Source organism: Mesorhizobium sp. M4B.F.Ca.ET.017.02.2.1 (assembly GCF_003998955.1).
GTDB lineage: Bacteria > Pseudomonadota > Alphaproteobacteria > Rhizobiales > Rhizobiaceae > Mesorhizobium > Mesorhizobium abyssinicae.
Genome location: NZ_RZOF01000041.1, coordinates 1 through 22,027, shown reverse-complemented (window position 1 = coordinate 22,027; position 22,027 = coordinate 1). Strand labels below are relative to the sequence as shown.

Below are 22,027 nucleotides of genomic sequence, written 5' to 3'. Positions count from 1 at the left end.
GCGATTGGTAGTCAGGGATCGGCATCGTGCTTTCAGCCTTCGAATACACGGAATGCAGTTGAGGCGGCGAGCGCTGACACGTGGGAATATCCCCGACTGTCGGGGGCATTACTGTCGATCGGCTTCGCTGAGCTTGACCTGCGGCAACTCATCGCCGCGACACCTTACTCGTGGAGGCAATCCCTTCGCCAGCGGGGGCCTCCGACGGAGTCGCCAAAGCGAAACGCGCAAACCTACCCAATCGCGTTCCAATTCTTGCTTACGAACAAGCCAGTCTGGAAGCACGCTGTCCATCGCTTTCCAGAATTGCTTGGAGTGGTTGTGATGCAGCAGGTGAACCTGTTCGTGTAGCACCACGTAGTCGATAACCTGTACCGGCAGCTGTAGAAGTCGCCAGTTAAAGTAGAGTGTCCTATGCTTGCCGCACGAACCCCAGCGGAATCCAAGGTCCCTCACAATCACCTTAGATGATTGTCTGCCCGCTTAGTCGTTCAAGCTCGGCCGATCGTGATCGGAGCCATGCAGCCCCTTCGTCCATGAACCATCGCTGAAAATGTAGAGCAGCCTTCGGAGATCGTGGACAAGCGCGTGCGCCGTTACGATTTGACGGTGAGTGGTTTGAGCTCAGGCGCAGTGCAACGAAAGTATCTTCTATCTCGGCCGAAGCTACCGACTTCGCAGCGTTGCGGCGCGTTGGACGATCTCGTCGAGCACATATCCGTCCTGATCAACCGCTCTCCACACCCAGGATTTCTGACCGTTGATGCGCACCACGACTTCATCGAGGTGCCAGACATCGTTTTCGTTTGCGCCTTCGGCGTATGCGGCGGGCATAATCAGGCAGTGCATCGGCACCATCGGAGGATGGTCTCGTGGGGAACGACAATCCCGCGATCGAGCAGCATTTCCCTGACATCGCGCAGACTCAGATTGGAGCGGAAGTAGCCAGATAGCACGGGCCACAATTTCGATCAGGTAGTTCGATCACACGTCATTTCGTCAGTATCGATTGTCGCGCATCTCGGAACCAGATCCGCCCTGCGTGTGAACGATCTTGAAACGAGATGATGTGGGACGACAATCGGTATTTGACCACTACCATTTAAATAGAGATTCTTTGGCCGCTCGCTTCCGCTGAGCTTGATAAAGCGCTGACATTAGCACGAAACAATGAATGGGAGGAGGAACATTTCATGTCGCAAGAACTCGAATATCTTAGCCGTTACGTCGCTGCGGGCCGCCTGAGCCGACGTGAATTTCTCGGCCGTGCGACGGCGCTCGGCGTTTCAGCGACGTTCGCCAATTCGATCCTCGCCAGCGCTGCGCGCGCGCAGGGGCCTGTCCGCGGCGGTATCACCAGGGGCGGCCTTAGTGGTGCTGGGGCAACCGACAGTCTCGATCCGGCGACGTCCTCGAAGATTATATCAAGATCGTGGATATGATCAGGCGCTTAGCGTTATTGCGAGGAACGTTAGTGAAGGAACTTCAAGCGCGTCGTAACGACACTAGCTCCTGCGAAACGTGATCATCACCTAAGTGGAAGAACCGGAGCTGTGGCCGAACAGCGACAATCACCGCAATAGGTCGGAGAACAACCCGCTGCGCGGGATGGACGCGCGTGGTAAGGTAGAGGTCACGATCCGGTTGCCGCGCCCGCATTGAGCGTCGTTCGGCGGGGCAGAGCATCACAGGCTTCGTCAACAAGAAGCCTGACCACCCCCACCCTGTTCTCGATGCACCGATCAGCCCGCCGCGCCAATGGTTGATTGACGACATGACCATGCGCCGGTTCAGCCAGGAGGCGCAGCGCAACTACGTCCGCGATGTCGGGCGGTTCGCAAGCTTCCTTGGCCGATCGCCTTGCGAGACGCTGTGTTAGAGCAGCCAATTGTTATGCGAGTGCATCTTGCTTAAGCAAATTGCACTTTTGCCAAACGTCTTTATAGACAAAATGGGCTCTGGCGTAGAGGATTAGAATAGCCAATGGGAGGGGAACGAAATGCACAATGGTCGTAAAGAGAGCGAGCTGCTCGCCCATGCAAGACTGGTCCACGGCAGCGTAGAACGACCAATACAGGGCCGCTAGCCCGAACAAGGATGTGACGGCCGCGCAGCATGTTACCCAAGTGGCCAAACTATCGTCATTGATGACGATCTCTCGCTTTGCCGATTCCAAACGTGCCCGAAGGCTGCCGGCTGATGAGGGGTTTCTCACCTTTCTTGTTCCGATTAACGTTTCGATTGCCGCGATCTGGCGTGCAAGCGGTCCTCGAGGAACGATTGCCAGCTCTCTAAAAATCGACAGCGCCAAATTCAATCCGAACGCTAGTTGAAGCAGTCCGGAAAACTCATTCAGACGAAAACACTCTGTTGCGAGCGACTGAGATGCCATTGAAACTTACCCCCCGACCTTCGGCAGTGGAAAGCATCCGCCGCGCGCGACGATTGTCAATTGAAGCGGTCGCGATTGAGGCGAATATCCGACCAGATTTCTTGACTGAAATGGAAACAACCCCAACCGACGTCAGCAAGCGAGTGGCGTTTTCACTTTCCTCCGCTCTGGCTGTACCGGTCCAGTTCCTGTTCGCCAAAGACGTAGAAATCGACGCCAATATGCCTGATTTTCGCGCCGCCAATAATAGGCCAGCGGTTCTTACATCGGCAGGACTAACGCGAATCGCGCGTGCTCGTTCTATCGCCGCCTACCTGGCGGACCGAGCGTTCGAAGACTGCGCCAGGTTCGCCAATACAAATAGCGTGACCATCCATCAGCAGTCGACCGCGCGAAAGCTATTGAAATCGCTCTATGTCCCCGTCCAGCGCGTCGATGGATCGGTGGATCCTACCCTAACGTTCAGGGAGACGCGTGTATCGCTAGAGCGGAAAGGCATCATCGTGCTCTGCGATAGGGTAGCGGACCCGTTCCGTGGGTTTTGTTACTCTCCTACCGGTGACTTTCCCATCATCTTCGTGAATACAACCGGGCAGCGGCCCGCTACCAAGCTGTTCACACTGATGCATGAAGTGGTGCATGTGCTCCTTGGCAAAACGGGAGTTTCAGACCCCGCCATTCTCAACAACCAGGTTGAAAGATTCTGCAACTCGGTGACTGCCTCGGTCATGATGCCTGCGGAGGAATTTTCCCAAGCCTATAAAAGCGTCGCGGGAAGGGGTGCTAGGGCCGTCGTTGATCTCCTTTCCAGACGATTTGGCGCCAGTAAGCAGGCGAGCGCCTTACGCGTCTCTGATTTGGGCTTGAGCAAAGGCTTTTACGCTGCGTGGTCTGCGACCCTGCCGTCTGAAGTCCCCATGATCGAAGAAGAAGACGAAGGTGAGGAAAACAGCGGGGGCGGTGGAATTAGCTCGCAGATTGCCAGGTTCGGATATCTTCTGCCTAACATGCTCACCGCCGCGGTCGACAGGAAGGCAATCTCTCAGTTCGATGCGTACCGGCTCACCAATCTGAAGCCAAGTACGATAAAGCAGATCGCCGCCATCGGTGTTAACCGGCTGGGGCCATAACAGCATGGCCTATAGCGGCATCAACTTTGTGCTTGATCTAGAGGCATGCCTCTATTTTAGCGAAGCTGGCGGAAACCTGAAAGCCGCTCTGTTCCAACGAGCGAAAGTCGAACGCATTGCGGTACCCAAAGAGGTTTTCGACCAGGTTCGTATCTTCGACAAGAGCTTGGCCGATGAGATATCGGAGTCGGACATCGAAATTGTCGAACTCGATTCCGACGTATACGTGGCCGCTTGCGCACTCAACGAAATCTTTATGACCTCAGGGCATCGGTTAAACGCGGCCGCAAACGAAAAGGTCCCCTTCATAGCTCTCGTCCATTGTGCGCAAAATGGCGCTAAGCCGCCATGCCATTTGGTATCCGGCGACAACGGACTCCACTCCTCGTCGATGAGAAGCCTCTGTGCCGCCCTGAAAGTCCCTTTCATGGAAGTCACCAGCTTCTAGCAGCATTTTGGCGCTGTGCGGGAACTTGGTGTGGGACCAAGTGGCAGCTTTGCTCGAAAACCCATCTAAGCGACTGTGCCCTTCCCGAGAGATGGGTGCACTTCACCATGTCTCCGGTATAAACCGTAACCTATGTGTCCAGAATGGACCCCTGATTTCTTTGGCGCACCCTATCTCTTAGAAACTTTTAGGCAACTTGAAATGCCGAGCGACGCTCGAATCCGAAACTGCGCTCCGACTTCCGCCCTCGTGCTTACGTGGTTGCTTACGCGAGAGATCGGTGCTGGTTGGAGAGAACGTCATGACTAAGATCACCAAAAGGGTTGTCGACGCCGCCCAGGTCCGCGAAAAGGACTACGTCATCTGGGATGAGGAGCTGCTCGGTTTCGGCCTTCGTGTGTTCGCATCCGGCAAACGCAGCTATGTCATCAATACAGGGCAGCCGGCCGCTCGCCTCGCTACACCATCGGCCTCCACGGGATTGGACGCCCGAGACGGCACGACCGGAAGCGAATGTCCAGTTCGGCCGTGTCGCTCAAGGCGACAATCCTGCCGACGAGCGTGAACTCGACTACAAAGCAATCACCATCAAAGAGCTGTGTGCGCGATATATCGCCGATCTGAACGCGGGGCTTAACCTGCAAGCGGTATGAAGCCCCGCTGCCGATTTAGTATTTCTCGAAGGTCGGATTGTAGTCTTTACAGGCCATTTCGCTCAGAATCGAATTCGAGTCGCGCAAGGCACGTAGCAAAGACGGTTTAGTAAGGCCGGCCAACGTCACTTTCTCTGCCGAAACGCCAACAATGACGCGCAGAAGAACGGCGAAGACGTGACGAACGAGATCAAGAGAGTGATCGTCCGGCCCAATAGTCGCTGACTGGTCTCTTTCGCTTCTCGCCATGCCAGCGAGGATTGTTCATGAATGTCAGCGTGTCTCCCAAATTGGTGGGCACGCCATGAGCGATGTCATTCCTGATCGCAAACGCGAGACGGGCTGCATTGCACCATGTCTCAAGCAGGGGTGCGCTCCTCTCCTGCTGGCAGGGTTGAGGCGAATGTTTCAAGCATCCGATCAAATCAGAGATCATCTTCGCGTCGGTCTCGGGTCGAATGCCCGTTGGATTGGCGCCCTCGAGCTTCCACAGTGCCCGCTCCAGGTGATGTTCGATGGCGGCGGCGAAGATGATGATCGCCGCGATACGCTGGCTGACCATGGGCGTCAGCCCAAGCCGCTCTTCGAGGGTGTCGGCCCTTCCATACGTCATTACAGGGGTAGTTTCATCTCGCTCACTCCTGACCGTATCCCCACAGCCGTTTCTGCCGCGCGATCTTGAGCCCGACCGTATTGATGGAACCCCCGGCCGCAGGGCAGATCCCCTGCGATAGTCACGGAGCGAGGAAAAATCCATCCAAATCGAATTATCCTCGTTGATGGACTTCGTGACGTGAATTTCCGACGCTAAAAAGGTCGAAATGCCAATTCTTCTCAGTAGGATCAGGCTGTCGAATTACTTATCCTAAGGCATCATCGTCATCTTCGGAAAGGACGCCCCGATGACTGACGAGCGTTCCCGCGGCCGCCCTCGCGGCACAGGCAAGAACGATACAGTCTTCCTGACCATGGTTGCAGATCTCATGGTGAAGACGCCTGGCCTGAAGTATACCACAGCCATGACGCGCATCGTTCGGCAGCGCACGGACTGGGATGCGGCGAGTCCAGAGGCGGCGGTCCGTCGCTGGCAAGTGAAATGGAAGGTGCAAGGTGAGGCACTTCTCGCCGCTGCGCATGAGCGCGCCATGCCGAAGCCTGTAGCTCGGATAGGCCGTCATTCGCGCTTGCCAGACATGAGCGAGGCGCAGGCGATCGTCACGCTGATCCTAGATGCCGTGCGGAACCACGACCCCGTTCATTACCGCTCGCTTGAAACCACACGCTAACTCCCTGCGCTGAGTGTAGGTGATTATGGAATTCGCGGAGCGGCAATAGTCATCGTAGGATTACAACGTTGGCAACACTTTGCGACCTGGCAACACGGCTACCTCTTGTGATCGGGGGACTGCTCGACCGCGAGACCAACCTCAAGCGCGGTAGGTTCCGGGAAGAAACCATGACCGACATCCTCACGGGCGCGCTGGCCGCGTTCGCCGGTCCAGAGCTCGTCATCTCCTACCCGATCGAAAAGGACACCGGGGGTGATCTTGATCTGCGGTTCTGGAACGTGTCTGAGGGTCGCGACCTTTGGGTGCGGATCCAAGCCAAGCGCCTAAACGCCGCCGTGGTCCAAAACAAGAACCGCTCCTACAGCGAGCTGCTGCATAGGCCCTCGCCCAAGCATGACTATCAATTCCGCACCCTGCGGGACACGCCCCCGCCGTGGGTCCCACTTTACCTCTTCTACAATCATGCGAGTGTGACGATGGACCCTAACTTCAGGGGGCTGGTCCCCTCTGTCAGCGGGGCGAACCTAGCCTTTGCGAGCGACATCGCCGCCGAACTGGAGGCGAAGCTCGCTGGTGCCAGTGGGACGCCGAAAACGGGAGCGCTTAACAAGCGTCTGTCCATCTGCGGCCTCATTTCTTTTGCCTCGAGGCACTACTTTGTCCTCGGAGCACGGTTCGGAGCGAGACGGTTCCGACACCTGATACGGTCTCTGCCTTCCTGAGAGAGCGATATGTTCGTAGCGCCCCTGCCAGGCCTCGCGAAAGGTACGGGGACGAAACCTTCCGCCGGCTATCTGAACCTCATGAGCTCATGACAGCTGATGGGATTGGTCGGACCTTGCAGGACGGTCCGGCGGTACGTATCGACCGGCAGCTCGATTACCCGTTAGTTACGTTCATCTCCGGTCGCACCGGAGACTCCCGTACGCCTGTCATCAGCGACGTGCCCTCACAGCGAGGCTGAGCTGGGGCTCGCCATTAATAGGGATTGGCTGGCTAAATTGGGGGCGGACTAAAGACATTTGAGCCCAGCGGCCCATTTCAGGCAAAGCTTGCGTAGTAACTTTGCGCCTCATTTTGGCTCTGGTCGACTTCCAAGCACTTGACAAACTACTGGTCAATTCGTCGATCCAGCGGAGCGGAGGTCGGAAGAGAACCGCGTCGCGTGGAGCCGGTCCATCTCTGTGTCGAACCGGTGCCACAGAAGAACGCCCTCCTCACCGAGCATTTCGCTGTCGCGTTGGAAGCGGTTCTCCTCGTGCACGGCGTCCAGCGGATCGCGCCAAGGGAAGATTGCCGTGGCTTCGAGCTTGGCCAGTGTCGTTTCCAGACGCGATCGGATCGCTACCCGCTCTGATTGCGATAGCGTGTTGCGTTCGGCGTCGTCTTGCGCGAACAAGTCTGCTTGAGCGAATCTCATGGTGGCAACTTATGCTCTCGCGCATGCGGCGGCAACGGTACAGCCTCAAGCGGGAGGGGAAAGTGGCAAACAGTTGGCGCGGAGATCGTCTGCCCGACATCGTCCGATCGATGGCTTCCCGGCCACGACACGAGGCGTTGCGGGGCCTGATCACGGAACTGCTGCGAGAAGGCTTCGGCGCCGCGTTCAGCGAGTTAGAGCACGAGCGCTACCTTGTCGACAACAGTGGGCGGATCGACGTGGCGTGGGGCGCCACCGTGATCGAGCTGAAGAGCGATCTACGGCGCGAAGAGCGTGATGTCGTCGCCCGTATGCCCGACTATCTGGCCGATGCAAGCCGCGGCAGCGCACCTGGCCGTACCACCGTCGGTCTTGCCACCGACGGCGCGACGCTGCTCGCTTACACGCTGGATCTCGGCAGGCTCACGAGCATCGGCCGCTATGACGTCGACGTCGACCACCCCGAACGGTTGCTGACCTGGCTCGAGCCGCTGCTCTCGCCCGTTCCCGAGGTGATGCCGACACCGATCGCTGTCGCGCTCGCGTTCGGTCGATACAGCCTTGCCTTCGGCCGCGCGCACGCGCAACTGCAGCGCCTGTGGTCCGAGGTCGGCGACCATCCCGAAGTGCGGTTGAAGCGGAACCTGTGGGATGGGTTGCTGCGCCAGGTATACGGCGATGACGTGGGCAGTGATGCGCTGTTCCTCCAACACACCTACCTGACTATCCTCGTGAAGGCGATCGCGGCGCGCGTCCTCGATCTGGAAATTGGCGATCCGGCGGAGATGCTGTCGGGCCGGTTGCTGGCGAATGAGGGTATTGTCGGCGCCGTCGAGGCTGACTTCTTCGACTGGCCCCTACTCGCAACGGGCGGCGATGACCTGGTGCGTTCGCTTGCCGCCGAAACGATTCGTTTTCGCCTGCGCGATGTCAAGGTCGACGTGCTCAAGAGTCTCTACGAGAGCCTGATCGACCCCGACGAGCGCCACGACCTCGGTGAATACTACACCCCCGACTGGTTGGCCGCGCGGGTGGTCACGGCGGCTATTCCTCGCCCGCTGGAACAGCGGGTGCTCGATCCGTCCTGTGGCTCTGGGACCTTTCTGTTCCATGCGCTTCGCCGCCTGATCGAAGCCGGTCGGCAGGCTGGGGTGCCACCAGCCGAGATCGTCGAGACTTGTGCCGATCGCGTGTTCGGGATCGACGTGCACCCTGTCGCGGTCGCGCTCGCGCGCGTCACGTGGCTGCTGGCACTCGGCGATTTGGTACAGGATCGGCCGCCCACGCTCAGCGTGCCGGTTTATATGGGCGACTCGATGCAGTGGAACCTGCGACCGCTGGGCGCATCGGCCGAAGTGCTGGTCGACGTGCCGCCCAACGATCCGCCCCTGCGCATCCCCGCCGGCTTGGCGAGCGACCAACATCTGTTCGAGCGTGCGCTCGACGAGCTCAACCGCGGGCTCGACACGCTCGCCGAGCCGGAGGCCATTCGCCATGCCATCGCTCTCGCCGGCGCGACCACCGAGGACGCGGCCATGCTCGGCCAAACGTTCGCGCAGCTCAAGGAACTCTATCTTGACGGCCGCAACCACATCTGGACTTTCATTCTGCGCAACTTGCTGCGCCCAGTGTGGCTGTCGCATCCCGATCACCGGGCTGACGTCCTGATCGGCAATCCGCCCTGGATCGTTTATCGCCACCTGAGCGCGGACATGAAGGACCGGCTGCGCGAGGCGCTGCGGAGCTACAATCTCTGGGTCGGTGGCAGTCTGGCCACACAACAGGACATGTGTGCGCTGTTTTGGGCGCGCGGCGCGGAACGCTACCTGCGCGACGGCGGCGTGCTGGCGCTCGTTCTGCCCTATGCCGCGCTCAACGCTCCCGTGTTCGCCGGAATGCGCGACGGGGGCATGGAGCGCGTGCGGGTAGCGATCATCGGCGGTTGGGGTCTGGAGCGGGTGTGGCCGATCTTCGGTGCGCAATCCGGCAGCAGCACGACGAGCACCTGTGTGCTGTTCGGTGAGCGTGACCGTGCCGGGCCGCCGCCGGCGGAATTCGATCGCTGGGTAGGTGTGCTTCCACGGCGTGATGCCAGCGAGGCCGAGGCGGCCGAGGTGCTCGCGCATATGCGCGCGGCTTGGCCAAGGCCGAGAACGCTACTTGCTGCATCTCCATATCGGACACGCTTCCGTAATGGTGCAAGCCTCTTTCCAAGGCGCTTTGTTCTCGTGGAGTATGCCGCAGCCGGACGCCTGCAAAGCCGCCGCGATGCGCCGCGCCTGCGCGGCCGTGTTGGTAGTCTCGACAAGCGGCCGTGGACCGGCGTCGAGCCTCCCGAGGGCCCGGTCGAACGCATATTCGTGCGTCGAATTGCGCTGGGAGAGTCCGTCGCACCTTATCGGGTCCTCGACCTCGTGACGGGCGTGGTTCCGATGGAGAGCGGTGCAATCCTCACGGCGGCAAGCGCTGACGCACGAGGCCATCGTGGCCTTGCGGCGTGGTTGCGCGATGCCGAAACGAAGTGGAACGAGCATAGCAACAAGGGGGTAGACGGCGCGCCTCGTATGACGCTGACGCGGTCGCTAAACCACCTTCAAAAACTGGTGGCGCAGGCGGCGAGATCGCCGATTCGAGTTCTCTACACCAAAGCTGGAACGCGATTGAGCGCGTGCTGGCTAGAGGACGACGATGTGATTATCGACCACAAGGCCTATTGGTCGGCCGCCAACTCACTCGAAGAAGCCGCGTACGTTGCTGCCGTCCTGAACACGAGTATTGTGCTTGATCGCGTAAAGGACCTTCAGCCAGTCGGACAGCGAGATCCGCGTGACTTCGACAATCTCGTCTGGACGCTGCCTATCCCTGAATTCGACGCTTCCGAGGCACTGCACGTGGACCTTGCCGCGGCGGCGCTGCACGCTGCCGGAATCGCCGCCCGCATCGAACTACCCGACAGCGCGCACTTCACCGCCAAGCGGCGGGCGATCCGGCAAACACTAGTCGACGACGGCGTAGCGGAAACGATCGAACGCCTTGTCGACGCGCTACTTCCACCTTGACACCCGCACTAGAGAAGGTCCGCTATCGGAACCAATCCGCCCGTCCCCTGCCGTCCGCTCCCGGGCCTTATGCTGCCCCTTAGCCTGACGAATTGCAGAGTGCCGTTAAACCAAGTCATATAATTCGTGTCCACTTGCTATGCATTCGAATGTTAATATATTGTGCGTATGAGAGGTCGTAATTTGTCATAACCTACGCACAGCTCGCACACTCCAAGGCGGTCTCAGGCTTTGTCGATAGCCTTCAGGAGCCGCGCACGCCTTATATCTCGCCGAAGCGCCTGTCGCAGGCGCTGGGCGTGAAGGTGGCCAATCTGGCACAGTTGACCGGGGTTCATCGCAACACGCTCCGCAATCCCTCATCGGAACGCCTGCAGGGCCGGATGCGCGAGATGGTACAAGTGATCTCGGCCGCGACGGAGCTCACCGGCGACGTCGACAAGGCGATCTACTGGTATCGCAACGAACCGATCGCCGACTATGGCCACCACACGGCTGCCGATAGGGTGCTACAGGGCTGAGCATGCTCGTCGCGTTGGTTGAGGACGAGGGGCACGACCTCATTCCCCCGCTTGCCCGATCGGCCCTACAGCAATTGCGTGAGGTGCACGAGAAGGTCGGTGAGCTGGACCGACAGATTCACATCTGGCATCGTTCGCACGAGTTGAGCCGTCGCCTCGAAACGATCCCCGGCATCGGTCCGATCACCGCCAGCGCAATCGTTGCGACCGTGACAGATGCTTCCCTGTTCAAATCCGGCCGGCAACTCGCGGCTTGGCTTGGCCTGGTGCCGCGACAGAACTCATCCGGAGGAAAGGATCGGCTCGGGCGGATCAGCAAGCAAGGCGATCCCTACATCCGTCGCCTTCTTGTTGTGGGAGCCCATGCCGTGCTTCGCTTCTGTCGTAAGGGCAAAGCGGCACCCACTCGCTGGGCTGCCGAGCTTCTGGCGAAAAAGCCGTACAACGTCGTTGCGGTGGCCTTGGCAAACAAGATGGCCCGGATCGTCTGGGCGCTGATGACTACGGGCAAGCGCTTCGCGGATTCACCGGCGTAGTGACGTAGTCGCAGAGGATGCACAGAGGTTGGTGAGGTGCTGATGGTGTGATGACCGACGGTCGAACCGGGATCGGAAAAACCCGCTCAGTGGGTGCCGCTCAAAAAGCGCGTTGACCTGTCTGGGATCCGATCCGCGGACTTCAAGGCCAGCGGCATGAACAGGCCGCACTCAAAGGCCGAATACATGCCTGCACCCGACCAACCTGTCATCAATGTCAGAAAGCCCTTGCCACGCGGAGGCTGTCCATACATGCACTGTCTTCTCGGATCCGAGACCGGAAAGGCCGCGCTCGGCGATCTCGATCTTGGCGCCGACTGCGTGCGGCACGCACGAATGTTTTTCGACCGTCCCGACTATGACCTCGCCTCAGCAGTCCCGGGCAGCTTCGCGATCGCGCCCGCTCCAAAGATGGTGGACGCGCTCACGCGCGACTATGCCAATACGGCGGCCATGATCTTCGGCACTCCGCCGAGTTTCGATGACATTCTGGAATCAGCACGGCAGATTGAGCAGGACATCAACACCCATTCCTAGTCGCCTGGCCACGTCGCCGGGGCATCATCAAGGCGGTGTCGAGCAAATGGTCTGCTACTTCAAACCCGAGGGCATCGAAAAACATCACGCTGGCCGAGAGGACATGCATTGGCAGTTCGCTGAACTGCGGGATCGCTTTCTTGGTCGTAAGTATCAAACCGAGCGTGGCCACGAGTTCGAAATCACCGAGAGGGACACGGTCTTCGACGCGACGCTGACTATCCAGGCAGCATTGGCAGCCGCACAGCAGGCTGCGGAGGACGAGGATTTATTAGGCGAAGGCACCGCCGACGTGCCCCCTGTAGAGTCGCCTGACTGGCTTCTAACCAGAGAAGAAGTAGCCATTCTCCAAGAGGCCGGCGTCGAACTGGAAGATGAGTACGCGCGCAACCTCGAGCGCTTAATGGAGGGTCCTGCACAGTCTCCGTTTCGTCTCCCAACGCACCAAAAAGGCAACTGCGCAGAGCAAGCCTTCTATCCATCAATCTCCCTTTTCAAAATCATCATATCTCTGACCAACACTGCGATATTTTTCGCGGCGGAAGGAGCCAGGCACAGTCATTTCATGCGCAACAGCATTTCTAAGTTTCTCAGCTCGCCGGAACACGTCGGCGGCCGATGTCGCGCTCCGGGGGAGCTCTATTCCTTTTCGAACAATATCAGATTTGTCGCAGAACTGAGTGAATAGGATCTCGTCCACAAATCCATCATCACTCTTCGCATCGGCGATCACTTGAGAAATCTTCTTTCTTCTTTCGGCGCTAAGCTTCTCCAGCCAGCGGCCCGGCGTTTCGAAGCGTCTCCCTATCGCATCCGCCATGGACATCTCGAATGCTGTCACGAGAGCAAAGAGGGCTGCTCGCACTGGCAATTTCTGCATGCTGAAATGCTGACGAGACCTTCGATCTGGCGTGAGGAAACAACTAGGGTCAGGACCCATTAAATTGTTGAGTTGAAGGAGCGATGATGATTCAAGGTGGCTGGAGGTGGCCACCATGGGTGATTTGTTACTGCTGTCGCCGACGCAGATGCGGCGGATCGAGCCATTCTTTCCACGCTCGCACGGGGTACCTCGGGTCGATGACCGACGGGTGCTGAGCGGGATTCTGTTCGTGATCCGTAACGGGCTGCGCTGGCGGGATGTGCCGGCCGCCTATGGTCCGCACAAGACGATCTACAACCGGTTCATTCGCTGGAGCCGGCTGGGTGTGTTCAACCGCATTCTGGCCGAACTCTCGGCCCGGGGCGGCGGCACAGACAAGCTGATGATCGATGCCACCCATCTCAAGGCGCATCGCACGGCAGCCAGCCTGCTCAAAAAGGGGCTCTACCCCGATGTATCGGACGGACCAGAGGCGGTCTGACCACCAAGCTGCAGGTGGTTTGCGACGACCAGGGACGTCCGTTGCTGCTGCACCTGAGCGAAGGCCAGGCCAACGATCACAGAACCGCCGCTGCCGTGCTCGACGAACTGCCACCTGCCCGCCATCTGCTGGCCGATCGGGCCTACAGTTCCACTGGCTTCCGCGAGGCGCTCATCGGCAAGGGCATCACACCCTGCATCCCGCCTCATGCCAAGCACCGTGTCCAGCACAGCTATGATCCGCTGCTCTACAGGCAGCGCCACAGGATCGAGAACATGTTCGCCCGCCTCAAGGACTGGCGACGCATCCACACTCGATACGACCGATGCGCGCACACATTCTTGTCAGCAATCGCCTTCGCTGCAGCGTTCATCTTCTGGATCAATGAGATGCTGTAACGGGGCCTGCGTCGTGCGCTGCCCGTTACCGATTGCATGCTGACCGGTTGCCGCCGACGCTCCCGTATCTGATTCTGACAGGAGGATTACGGGATGAAACTGTTCATTGGGTTGGATGTCTCACTCGCCAAGACTGCGGTCTGCATTGTCAGCGAGCACGGCAAGATCGTGAAGGAGGCTGAGGTCGGCAGCGATCCCGCGGCGCTGACGCAATTCGCGCTGGAGCAACAGGGCGAAATTGCGATGATCGGGATGGAAGCCGGGCCGTTGTCGCAATGGCTGCACCGGGGGCTGACCGAAGCCGGCCTGGAAGTGGTTCTGATGGATACCCGGCAAGTGAAGGGTGCTCTGAAAGCCATGCCGATCAAGACAGACCGGCGCGATGCTGAAGGTATTGCCCGGCTGCTACATTTGGGCTGGTTCCGGCCAGTCCATTGCAAGTCGGTGTCTGCCCAGGAGATCCGCGCACTCCTCGGGGCGCGCAAATCCATCCAGCAGGGCGTGATCGCTCTGGAAATGTCCTTGCGCGGGTTATTGCGGAACTTCGGCTTGAAAGTCGGCGCAATCTCCAAAGGACGGTTTGATGCTCGCATTCAGGAACTGGTTGCCAGCAACACTACGCTGGTGGCGGCAACCGAGCCGATGCTTCGCGCCCGTGCCACCCTCCGCCATGAACTGGCGCGACTGGAGCGGCATGTGCGCAGCCTAGCACAGGACGACCCGACCTGCCGCTTGCTGATGACCATGCCGGCCGTTGGCGCGGTGGTCGCATTGACCTTCAAGTCGGCCGTGGATGATCCGGCTCGGTTCTCGTCGTCGAAGAAAGTCGGCCCGTGGGTCGGCCTCCCCCCTTCACGGCAGCAGTCCGGCGAGCGCGACGTGACAGGCGGTATCACCAAAGCCGGTGACGCCCATTTACGCCGCGCCTTATGCCAGGCCGCAACCGTCATGATGAACCGGGGCCGTGGGTCGTGGTTGCGGACATGGGCCTCGCGGGTCGCGAAACGGCGCGGCACCAAGCGGGCCATGGTGGCCTTGGCGCGTCGGATCGGTGTGATCCTGCATCGGATGTGGCTGGACGGAAGAAACTTCCGCTGGGAAGGAGCGCCAGAGCCGATCCATGCATGAGCTAATCTCCGTGTTGATGTCTGCCTGAGCGCAGACCTGCGAGGTCCCCGACCCGGGACGTGGTCCCGATGACGCCGCGGTCTGGACTGATGCCGCCCCGCCGGGCGAGCACGCCAATGAGATGGGCGCATCGGAACCATATTGGACAAGCATCATGTTGGCGGCCGCCGCGCCGACCACGGACCGAAGCATGAACCCGGGCAGAACCTCATACGGCAGGAAAGCAGGCGATATAGCACAACCAAATGCAATCACGCTCTCCGCACACCCGGATGGGCGATCCCTTCTTGCATCAAATTTGCCTTGACGAGGACGGCCCCGTTACCGAAGTCCTGACCCTAGCCGACACGGCCTTTGGTCGGCGTCTCGGATGAAGTCTAGAAATGCTTGCGTCGGCTCCAACCAACGTCTCTTCTGGAGCGGAAACACGCTCAGAGATTTTTCCACTCGGCGGTGTCGCGTCGAAGAAGCGTTCTGCAAAGAATAGTCCCCGAAACCACCGTCATGAACCACAGGGACATAGCTGTGACGATTGATATTTCGCGTAGTTAGATCGGAAACCGACTCGCAAGTCATAAGATGAGCTCTAGGTGTCATTATCATTCCAACCGTAAGGCCTGCCTGTACGTGCCAATTTCCGCACTTACGTCGGCGAGTTCTTGATAATCGTTTTTCCGCACGAAACTTAAGCTCCCATGGGAGAAGGCGAGGAAATCAATGCACGGGTAGCAACAACGAGCCTGTCTCTCGAGTAATTGTAGAAGCGAGAATCAATTCTGAGTTTCACGTTTGAAGGACGATTCCCAGTGCAGCGTCTGGACCCGGAGGCGTCTAGGAATCCAACAGCAGCATTCAACCAGAACCGAAATTCACCCACGTCGAAATGCGCAATGTTCGAGCGTATGGTCTCAGCGGCATGCTTTTCATGGACCCGCGCCAGCTTGCAGATTGTCATTGCCAGCATGATTGGCTGGTCGTTAGCCCGCTCCCACAGGAAGTCGTCGTCTAGAAATGATGCTTCGTCAGCATCCGAAAACTCGAATCCACGAATGTCCCGTACCTCGGCAAGATTTTCATAGGTATGACTGTGGAAATCACCGATGAGCGTCAAGTGTGGTGCCCATCGATCCATCAGTTCGCTCTTCAGGCGGACAGCCTGATCGTTGGGCTTCACGCTGTTCCGTGATCGCTTGGCTGAAATGCTGAGACTCATAAGATCGACATGGAAATGGGTCGTTCCTTTCGAGTCCTCGCGACTGAAGCCCCAAAGATACCCCAGCGTTTCCAGCTTTGTTCGGCGCGGACGACCATCTCCGAGAACATAGGCTTCCAGTGTGGCAAGCGTAATAGTGTGACGAGCTGCATCAGAAAGGGAAATGGTGAACTTCATCGTGCGTTACCTGAAGGTGCCTCCGATTCGTTTCCGATCAACGGCCAGCCACGATCCTCACTGGGGCTTCGCTGGTCCAAATCGCGATATATCCGACCTAGTCGGCCCGAATCCTGACCTTGATCAGGATCTCGCACGCGAAGTCCTGACCAAGAAGCAATCGCTGGTACGTCGGGGGCTTTATCGTTCCCGCCTACGACGGTGTTGCGCCTGTGATACCTGACGGCGAGGAAACCATCGAAGAAACCGCCGACGACCTTCTCGCCAGTGAGACGCTGGACTCCGCTGTCGAGGAGGAGGTCGATGAGAAGGATTCGACTGACCAACCACCGCGGGACAGGTTTCTTCCGTCGTCGATAGGGTTGACGGTGGTTCTTCCGGAAACGGTGAGTCAAGTCACGCTGCGCGCAACATGGGGGAACTATAAGACGGAGCCCCCATTGCCCGATGCGCTCCTCATTCCCGAAGTGTCGGGAAAGGGCAAGCCAAAGCCAGAAAAGCCCGAGAACCTCCGTTGGGTTCGGGTTTCCGGCGAAGCCGCGATCGTCCTCGACGTCACTCGGAACCAGTCCGGGATCCCGCTGCCGGAAAGCGCTGCGCCTCACAGGCCGGGCGGCGGCATCGAAGTCGCCGTTCACACCGTGTGCTCCGTTAAAAGACTCCGGAAGGGGCTGAAGAGCGTCTGCGCGTCATCACCGTCTTCTTGGTAAACCGTCGACGGAGCACAAAGGCTCCGTACAAGGACGTGGCCTACGCGTTCCAGACCCGGATCGAGCTCGAATGTGCGGATGGATTTTATCCGCGCAGCGACCTGTCCACCTACCAGTCCGATGATTTCGAACTTAGGCTGGGCGATCTCCATTATCGCGATGTCCGCGAATATGCCGTTGGTCGCAACACATCTGCCGGCTGGCAAGAACGGCGTGACGCGACGAACGATCCGCTCCCCGTGACGCGTGTTTGGACCGATTTCCTTCCGCAGCAGGAGGTGGAGCGTGTCGTCCCGGCAAGGAGCGCGTCGAGTTCGGCATGGAGGCTCTCGCTCGGGCTGCCGTTTCCGGAGCCGAAGCGGTCAGTGCAGCCTTGGATTCACTGCCTGAACTTTACGCCGAGTGGCGGCGGGGTCAGGAAGGAATGATGACAGGGCTTGCGCCGAGACGGCTAAAGACGGGCCAGGCGCTTCTGGAAAAAGTTGACACCGCCGGCAGCAGGATTCGCGATGGGATAGATCTCCTTAAGCGTGATACGGTGGCGCGTGAAGCATTCGGCCTGATGAATACGGCGATGGCGATGGCCAACCGCCGGCGCGAGGCAGTGATCCAGAAGAAGCTGCCGGGCGATGTAGACCCGCCAACATGGCGGCCGTTCCAGCTAGCCTTCGTCCTCCTCAATCTCGTTGGCGTGACCGACCGAAACAGTGGTGAGCGTGAGATCGTCGACCTGCTTTTTTTCCGACCGGCGGCGGCAAGAGCGTATCTTGGACTTGCCGCCTATGCGATTGTGCTGAGGCGGCTCCGCGGATCTGGCGTGCTGGGTGCGGGCATCAGCGTCATCATGCGCTACACGTTACGCCTGCTCACGCCGCTGGTCTCGTCTGCGCGCTCGAATTCCTGCGGACCCATGATGACAATGGCCGGAAGACGCTTGGCGAATGGCCGATCGAGATTGGACTCTGGGTAGCGGCGCAGCCTCACCGAACAATCCAGCCGCGAAATTCTTCCGACAAGGACGCCGCGACGACCTGGCTGAAGCGGTACCAGAGCAGACCTAAGACGAAATCCCCGGTGCCACTGAAGGGATGTCCGTGGTGTGGTGAGCCCTTCAAGCCAGAGAGCTTCCACTTCACGCCCAACAGGACGGCTCCGCAGAATCTAGTGCTCAAATGCGAGAACGCCGAATGCGACTTCACGCGGGATCGACACCTGCCGGTGCTCGTGGTGGACGAGCCAATTTACCGCCGTCTTCCCGCATTTCTCATCGCCACGGTGGACAAATTTGCCTCCCTTCCATGGATTGGCAAGAGCGGCGCATTCTTTGGACACGTAGACCGGTATGATCCGGTCAAGGGGTTCTTCGGCGCGTATGAGCCAGGCGAAGGTCGCCCCTTCGGAAACGGGCATCGGCTCGATCCGCCGGATCTTGTCATCCAGGACGAACTGCACCTGATCTCTGGCCCGCTTGGAACGGTGGCCGCACTCTACGAAACAGCGATCGACCTGCTGTCGTCGCGGCCGGGTCTTCATGGACTCATTCGTCCAAAATCGTCGCTTCGACCGCGACCGTCCGAAGGGCGGAGAAACAGATCGCAGCCTTGTTCGATCGTTCGGAGACGGCCGTATTTCCGCCACCCGGCATCCACCGTACCGACAGCTTCTTCGCCAGGACTGTGCCATCGACACGAGAGCCAGCCCGCCTCTACGTCGGTGTGGCGAGTCAGGATCGCGGGCCTAAACTCCTCTTTCTTCGGAGCATGCAGACCCTGCTGGCAGGCGCGCAGGCACCGACTTCCAGCCCGACGCAAGAAGGGGAAGATCCCGCCGATCCGTATCTGACAGTGCTCACGTATTTCAATGCGCTTCGCGAGCTTTGGGGGCGCTCGTCGCATCTCCTCAGAACTCCGCTGCTTCCAGCTGGCGGCTGAAACGCACAGGCGCAGCCCAGCTTGGTCGCTAACCGCATCGATCGCCTCATGGTGTCTGCCATGAATCCGTGTGCGTGAAGCGCTCCAGAGCGAAGATGTTGGGCGTCAACCAAGTTCACCAATGAGCTTCACTGCTCGAGTTCTGCACGGTGTCACCGACTGGCGCCGGAGGTTGATCCGGTGATTAGGAGGAGCACTCGTTGTCGGATTCTCGACGATGTCGGACATGTGACACAACGCTTCCAGAGCGATCGCATTGTTCCGAAACGATTTTCCCAGTTGGCACGACGGTTGCGATCCTATGCGCAAAAGCCCTGCGATGCCGCACCGACTGGAAGAACTCATCAATGATCACGCTTTTCGAACATGTGGGCGCCGCTACCAACACTGAGCGTTCCCGAGCCGACGGAAGCCTCTATCCCTTCTTTCTGAAGGCTGTCCGGACATGAACGCATTTGATGTCCGTCCAACGCTGGATGCTCCCGACGACGATCCCTATCTCTGGCTTGAAGATGTAGAGGGCGAGCGGGCACTTGCCTGGGCCGCCGGCCAGTCGGCAAAGACCCTGAAGCACTTCGGTGGAACGCAGTTCGAGCGCGACCGGGCGGCTCTGACAGCCATTTTCGACAATTGCGACAACCTTCCCCTGATCGCGCGCCGTGGTCAGTACCTCTACAATTATTGGCGAGATGCCGGAAATCCACGCGGACTGTGGCGCCGGACCACCCTTGCCGCCTACATGAAGGCGGATCCCCAATGGGAGCTACTGCTCGATCTAGATGCTCTCGCGGCTAGCGACGGAGAGGATTGGATCTGGGACGGCGCGTCCGTCGAGCCGGAGAGACGGGAAAGAGCCGTTCTGCGCCTGTCGCGCGGCGGCAGCGACGCGGTCGTGCATCGCGAATTCGACCTGATCTCTCTGAGCTTTGTCGCCGACGGTTTCAATCTCCCCGAGGCCAAAGGCTACGTTAGTTGGCTGGACCCTGACGCGCTTCTGCTTTCCAGTGCGCTTGGTAATGGCATGGCCACCCGCTCCGGCTATGCGCGCACCGTGCGACTGTGGAAGCGTGACGCGGATCCCCTCACCACGCCGGTAATCTTCGAGGCCGGGTTCGAGAGCCTCAAGGTGTCTGGTCATTCGGACCGCACCGGCCGCAGCGAGCGCCTTTGGTTCATTGAGAAACGGGCCTTCTACGAGAAGATCAGCTGGATCGGCGACAGGAGCGGGCCGAGGAGGCAGATCGATCTTCCTCGTGACGCGTCGTGGCGGGTCTTCGGCGACTGGCTGGCGGTAAGGCCGCGCAAGCCGTGGACGGTGGGAGGCACCACCCATCCCGCCGACGCGCTGATCGTCATCTCGCTTTGCTCTTTCCTCGCCGGCGGACGCCGTTTTGAGACCCTGTTTCAACCAGGGGAAAGGCGCTCTCTGCAGTCATTCTTCTGGAATGACGGGAAGCTCATTATCTCTTACCTCGTCAATCTCGTACCGCGTTTCGAGATGTTCACTCCCGGCCACCAGGAATGGACGCGCCGAGTCCTGGACACCCTGCCGGCCGAAGGGACTGTCCACGTCTGGTCATTCGATGCGGCAGTTCACGAGACCAATGGAGAGGTCCTGGTCTGTGCTCAGGATCCGATCACGCCGCCGCAGCTCTTGCTATTCGATCTCAATGCCGCGCCGTCTCTCAGCGCTTCAGCAATCCTGAAGCGCAGCCCGGAGAATTTCGATGCATCCGGACTGGTGGTCACGCGCCACGAGGCAGTCTCTATCGATCATGAGCTGATCCCCTATACGCAGGTTGGTCCGGCGAACGGGAACGGAGATGCTCCGATTCACCTTTCCGCTTATGGCGGGTTCGGCACATCACTCCTGCCCTACTACAACTCCCCGCTGGGCAAGCTGTGGCTCGAGCGCGGCGGCACGTGTGTGGAGGCGAACATCCGCGGCGGCGGCGAGTTCGGCACCCGCTGGCACGATGCCGGGCGCAGGGAGGGCAAGCGTCTCGCCCATGACGATTTCGCCGCCGTTGCCGCCGACCTCGTGCGAAGGGGCATCACCGTGCCGAGGCGGATTGCCGCCGAGGGCGGCTCAAATGGCGGCCTGCTGATCGCCAACATGCTGACCCGCTATCCTGAGCATTTCGGGGCTCTGTTCTGCACAATTCCGCTTATCGACATGCGTCGCTACACCAAGCTCTTGGCGGGCGCGAGCTGGATCGACGAATATGGCGATCCGGACAAGGCTCACGATTGGGCTTTCCTGAAGGAAATCTCCGCCTATCACGCCGCGGCGCCGGGACAGCCCTATCCGCCTATCCTGATCGCCACCACGAAACGCGACGACCGCGTCCATCCGGGCCATGCGCGCAAGATGGCCGCAAAACTGCAGGCTCTTGGCTATCCCGCTTACTTCTACGAGGCCAGCGCAGGCGGGCACGGCTACGGCAAGGACAATCGGGAGCAAGCCGCATTCATCAGTCTAGGCACCAATTTTCTCCGCAGCGCAATCGGCTTCAACGATCACCTTCCGGAGATGGCGGTACGCGTTGCAACGCAAGAGGAGCATTTGAGCTCCATCAACAATTCATTCGAGCAGGAGACCAAACAGTGCAGTGCATCCTTTCTGAACATCAAGGAGTGAATATCATGGGGAGAACGCGAATGGGCGTAGCGCGGGCAATAGCAGCGGCGGTGGCCCTAATCATGGTGGGACAGCAGGCCGTCGCCGCGGAGCCTGCGCAAGCAGAGACCGTCCTGGCGGAGACGGGAGCTTCGGTCACCGAAGCGCCAAGCCCTTGGCAGGTCCGCCTGCGGGCGTTGGGCGTCGTTACGAAAGATCTGGGCTACGTTGACAAGCTTCCCGGCTCCGGTCTTTCCTATTCGGACACGGTGACGCCGGAACTCGATATCTCGTATTTCTTCACCGACAATATCGCCGCCGAACTCATACTCGGCACCACCCATGCTAACATCGACGGTCAGGGAACGATCCGCTCGGCGGGTAATATCGGCAAGGTTTGGCTGCTCCCGCCCACGCTGACATTGCAGTACCATTTTACCGATTTCGGCGCGTTCAAGCCCTATATCGGCGCCGGCGTGAACTACACGGTCTTCTATAACC

General features: G+C 59.4%; 18 protein-coding genes and 6 pseudogenes. 19 read left to right on the top strand and 5 right to left on the bottom strand.

The genetic code is table 11. From position 1 onward, the window contains the following. Positions 1-693: 693 nt before the first annotated feature. A pseudogene (locus EN738_RS08125) lies at positions 694-944 on the bottom strand (DDE-type integrase/transposase/recombinase); the annotation flags it as partial. Between the two features lie 249 nt (positions 945-1,193). Here EN738_RS08125 and EN738_RS08120 point away from each other — a divergent pair. From EN738_RS08120 to EN738_RS08100, 5 genes and pseudogenes are all read left to right on the top strand, one after another. Further along, positions 1,194-1,406: pseudogene (locus tag EN738_RS08120) on the top strand (twin-arginine translocation signal domain-containing protein); the annotation flags it as partial. A 693-nt stretch (positions 1,407-2,099) separates the two neighbouring features. Then, complete coding sequence (locus EN738_RS08115) at positions 2,100-2,333, top strand: hypothetical protein (protein WP_127220023.1); 234 nt, start codon at positions 2,100-2,102, stop codon at positions 2,331-2,333. 58 nt (positions 2,334-2,391) lie between these two features. Next, complete coding sequence (locus EN738_RS08110; RefSeq protein WP_189347394.1) at positions 2,392-3,522, top strand: ImmA/IrrE family metallo-endopeptidase; 1,131 nt, start codon at positions 2,392-2,394, stop codon at positions 3,520-3,522. A 4-nt stretch (positions 3,523-3,526) separates the two neighbouring features. Beyond that, positions 3,527-3,970 carry a hypothetical protein gene (locus EN738_RS08105; RefSeq protein ID WP_029354749.1) on the top strand — a complete coding sequence of 148 codons (444 nt, stop codon included), beginning with the start codon at positions 3,527-3,529 and terminating at the stop codon, positions 3,968-3,970. A 301-nt stretch (positions 3,971-4,271) separates the two neighbouring features. Continuing rightward, positions 4,272-4,611, top strand: a pseudogene (locus tag EN738_RS08100) (Arm DNA-binding domain-containing protein); the annotation flags it as partial. A gap of 202 nt (positions 4,612-4,813) precedes the next feature. Here the strand turns inward: EN738_RS08100 and EN738_RS08095 are convergent. Continuing rightward, on the bottom strand, positions 4,814-5,236 hold the full coding sequence (locus tag EN738_RS08095; protein WP_029354745.1) for a hypothetical protein: 423 nt from the start codon (positions 5,234-5,236) through the stop codon (positions 4,814-4,816). A 289-nt stretch (positions 5,237-5,525) separates the two neighbouring features. Between EN738_RS08095 and EN738_RS08090 the strand changes: the two genes are divergently transcribed. Both EN738_RS08090 and EN738_RS36885 read left to right on the top strand, forming a co-directional pair. Further along, positions 5,526-5,909, top strand: a complete 384-nt coding sequence (locus EN738_RS08090) for a hypothetical protein (RefSeq protein WP_091597881.1) — start codon at positions 5,526-5,528, stop codon at positions 5,907-5,909. A 107-nt stretch (positions 5,910-6,016) separates the two neighbouring features. After that, positions 6,017-6,876, top strand: a pseudogene (locus EN738_RS36885) (DUF6615 family protein). Positions 6,877-7,029: 153 nt separating this feature from the next. On the opposite strand, the gene EN738_RS08080 reads toward EN738_RS36885, so the two are convergent. Next, complete coding sequence (locus EN738_RS08080) at positions 7,030-7,332, bottom strand: hypothetical protein (protein WP_127313414.1); 303 nt, start codon at positions 7,330-7,332, stop codon at positions 7,030-7,032. 62 nt (positions 7,333-7,394) lie between these two features. Between EN738_RS08080 and EN738_RS08075 the strand changes: the two genes are divergently transcribed. From EN738_RS08075 to EN738_RS08045, 7 genes and pseudogenes are all read left to right on the top strand, one after another. Beyond that, on the top strand, positions 7,395-10,391 hold the full coding sequence (locus EN738_RS08075) for an N-6 DNA methylase (protein ID WP_036268033.1): 2,997 nt from the start codon (positions 7,395-7,397) through the stop codon (positions 10,389-10,391). 188 nt (positions 10,392-10,579) lie between these two features. Beyond that, positions 10,580-10,894, top strand: a pseudogene (locus tag EN738_RS08070) (hypothetical protein); the annotation flags it as partial. Between the two features lie 56 nt (positions 10,895-10,950). Then, positions 10,951-11,448: pseudogene (locus EN738_RS08065) on the top strand (IS110 family transposase); the annotation flags it as partial. 252 nt (positions 11,449-11,700) lie between these two features. Beyond that, complete coding sequence (locus EN738_RS08060; protein ID WP_245492252.1) at positions 11,701-11,985, top strand: hypothetical protein; 285 nt, start codon at positions 11,701-11,703, stop codon at positions 11,983-11,985. Continuing rightward, on the top strand, positions 11,930-12,673 hold the full coding sequence (locus EN738_RS08055; RefSeq protein ID WP_135927944.1) for a hypothetical protein: 744 nt from the start codon (positions 11,930-11,932) through the stop codon (positions 12,671-12,673). Before EN738_RS08060 ends, EN738_RS08055 begins: the two co-directional genes overlap by 56 nt. 307 nt (positions 12,674-12,980) lie before the next feature. Next, positions 12,981-13,747, top strand: a protein-coding gene (locus tag EN738_RS08050) for an IS5 family transposase (RefSeq protein ID WP_236370666.1) whose coding sequence is annotated in 2 segments (ribosomal slippage) — positions 12,981-13,314 and positions 13,314-13,747 — 768 coding nt in all. Because the reading frame shifts where the segments join, the coding sequence is not laid out codon by codon here. Positions 13,748-13,840: 93 nt separating this feature from the next. Further along, positions 13,841-14,875, top strand: a complete 1,035-nt coding sequence (locus EN738_RS08045) for an IS110 family transposase (protein ID WP_029354722.1) — start codon at positions 13,841-13,843, stop codon at positions 14,873-14,875. A gap of 685 nt (positions 14,876-15,560) precedes the next feature. On the opposite strand, the gene EN738_RS08040 is transcribed toward EN738_RS08045, so the two are convergent. Then, positions 15,561-16,265, bottom strand: coding sequence for a hypothetical protein (locus EN738_RS08040; protein WP_091597890.1), 705 nt, complete (start codon positions 16,263-16,265; stop codon positions 15,561-15,563). 212 nt (positions 16,266-16,477) lie between these two features. On the opposite strand from EN738_RS08040, the gene EN738_RS08035 reads away from it, so the two are divergent. From EN738_RS08035 to EN738_RS08025, 3 genes are read left to right on the top strand one after another with little or no spacing between them, the layout of a single operon-like run. Beyond that, complete coding sequence (locus EN738_RS08035; protein WP_051695310.1) at positions 16,478-16,975, top strand: hypothetical protein; 498 nt, start codon at positions 16,478-16,480, stop codon at positions 16,973-16,975. 35 nt (positions 16,976-17,010) lie between these two features. After that, the gene (locus EN738_RS08030) at positions 17,011-17,403 is read left to right on the top strand and encodes a hypothetical protein (RefSeq protein ID WP_127283231.1); all 393 of its coding nucleotides are present in this window, start codon (positions 17,011-17,013) and stop codon (positions 17,401-17,403) included. Then, entirely contained in the window at positions 17,403-17,945 is a 543-nt protein-coding gene (locus EN738_RS08025) for a hypothetical protein (RefSeq protein ID WP_127283230.1), read from the top strand. Before EN738_RS08030 ends, EN738_RS08025 begins: the two co-directional genes overlap by 1 nt. A gap of 191 nt (positions 17,946-18,136) precedes the next feature. Here the strand turns inward: EN738_RS08025 and EN738_RS08020 are convergent, their stop codons facing one another. Beyond that, positions 18,137-18,508, bottom strand: coding sequence for a hypothetical protein (locus EN738_RS08020; RefSeq protein ID WP_127283229.1), 372 nt, complete (start codon positions 18,506-18,508; stop codon positions 18,137-18,139). Between the two features lie 843 nt (positions 18,509-19,351). On the opposite strand from EN738_RS08020, the gene EN738_RS08015 reads away from it, so the two are divergent. Together EN738_RS08015 and EN738_RS08010 are read left to right on the top strand one after the other, a co-directional pair. Next, entirely contained in the window at positions 19,352-21,547 is a 2,196-nt protein-coding gene (locus tag EN738_RS08015; RefSeq protein WP_127283228.1) for a prolyl oligopeptidase family serine peptidase, read from the top strand. Positions 21,548-21,552: 5 nt separating this feature from the next. Then, the coding region (locus EN738_RS08010; RefSeq protein WP_145966833.1) for an OmpW family outer membrane protein at positions 21,553-22,027 on the top strand (475 nt) is incomplete at its 3' end.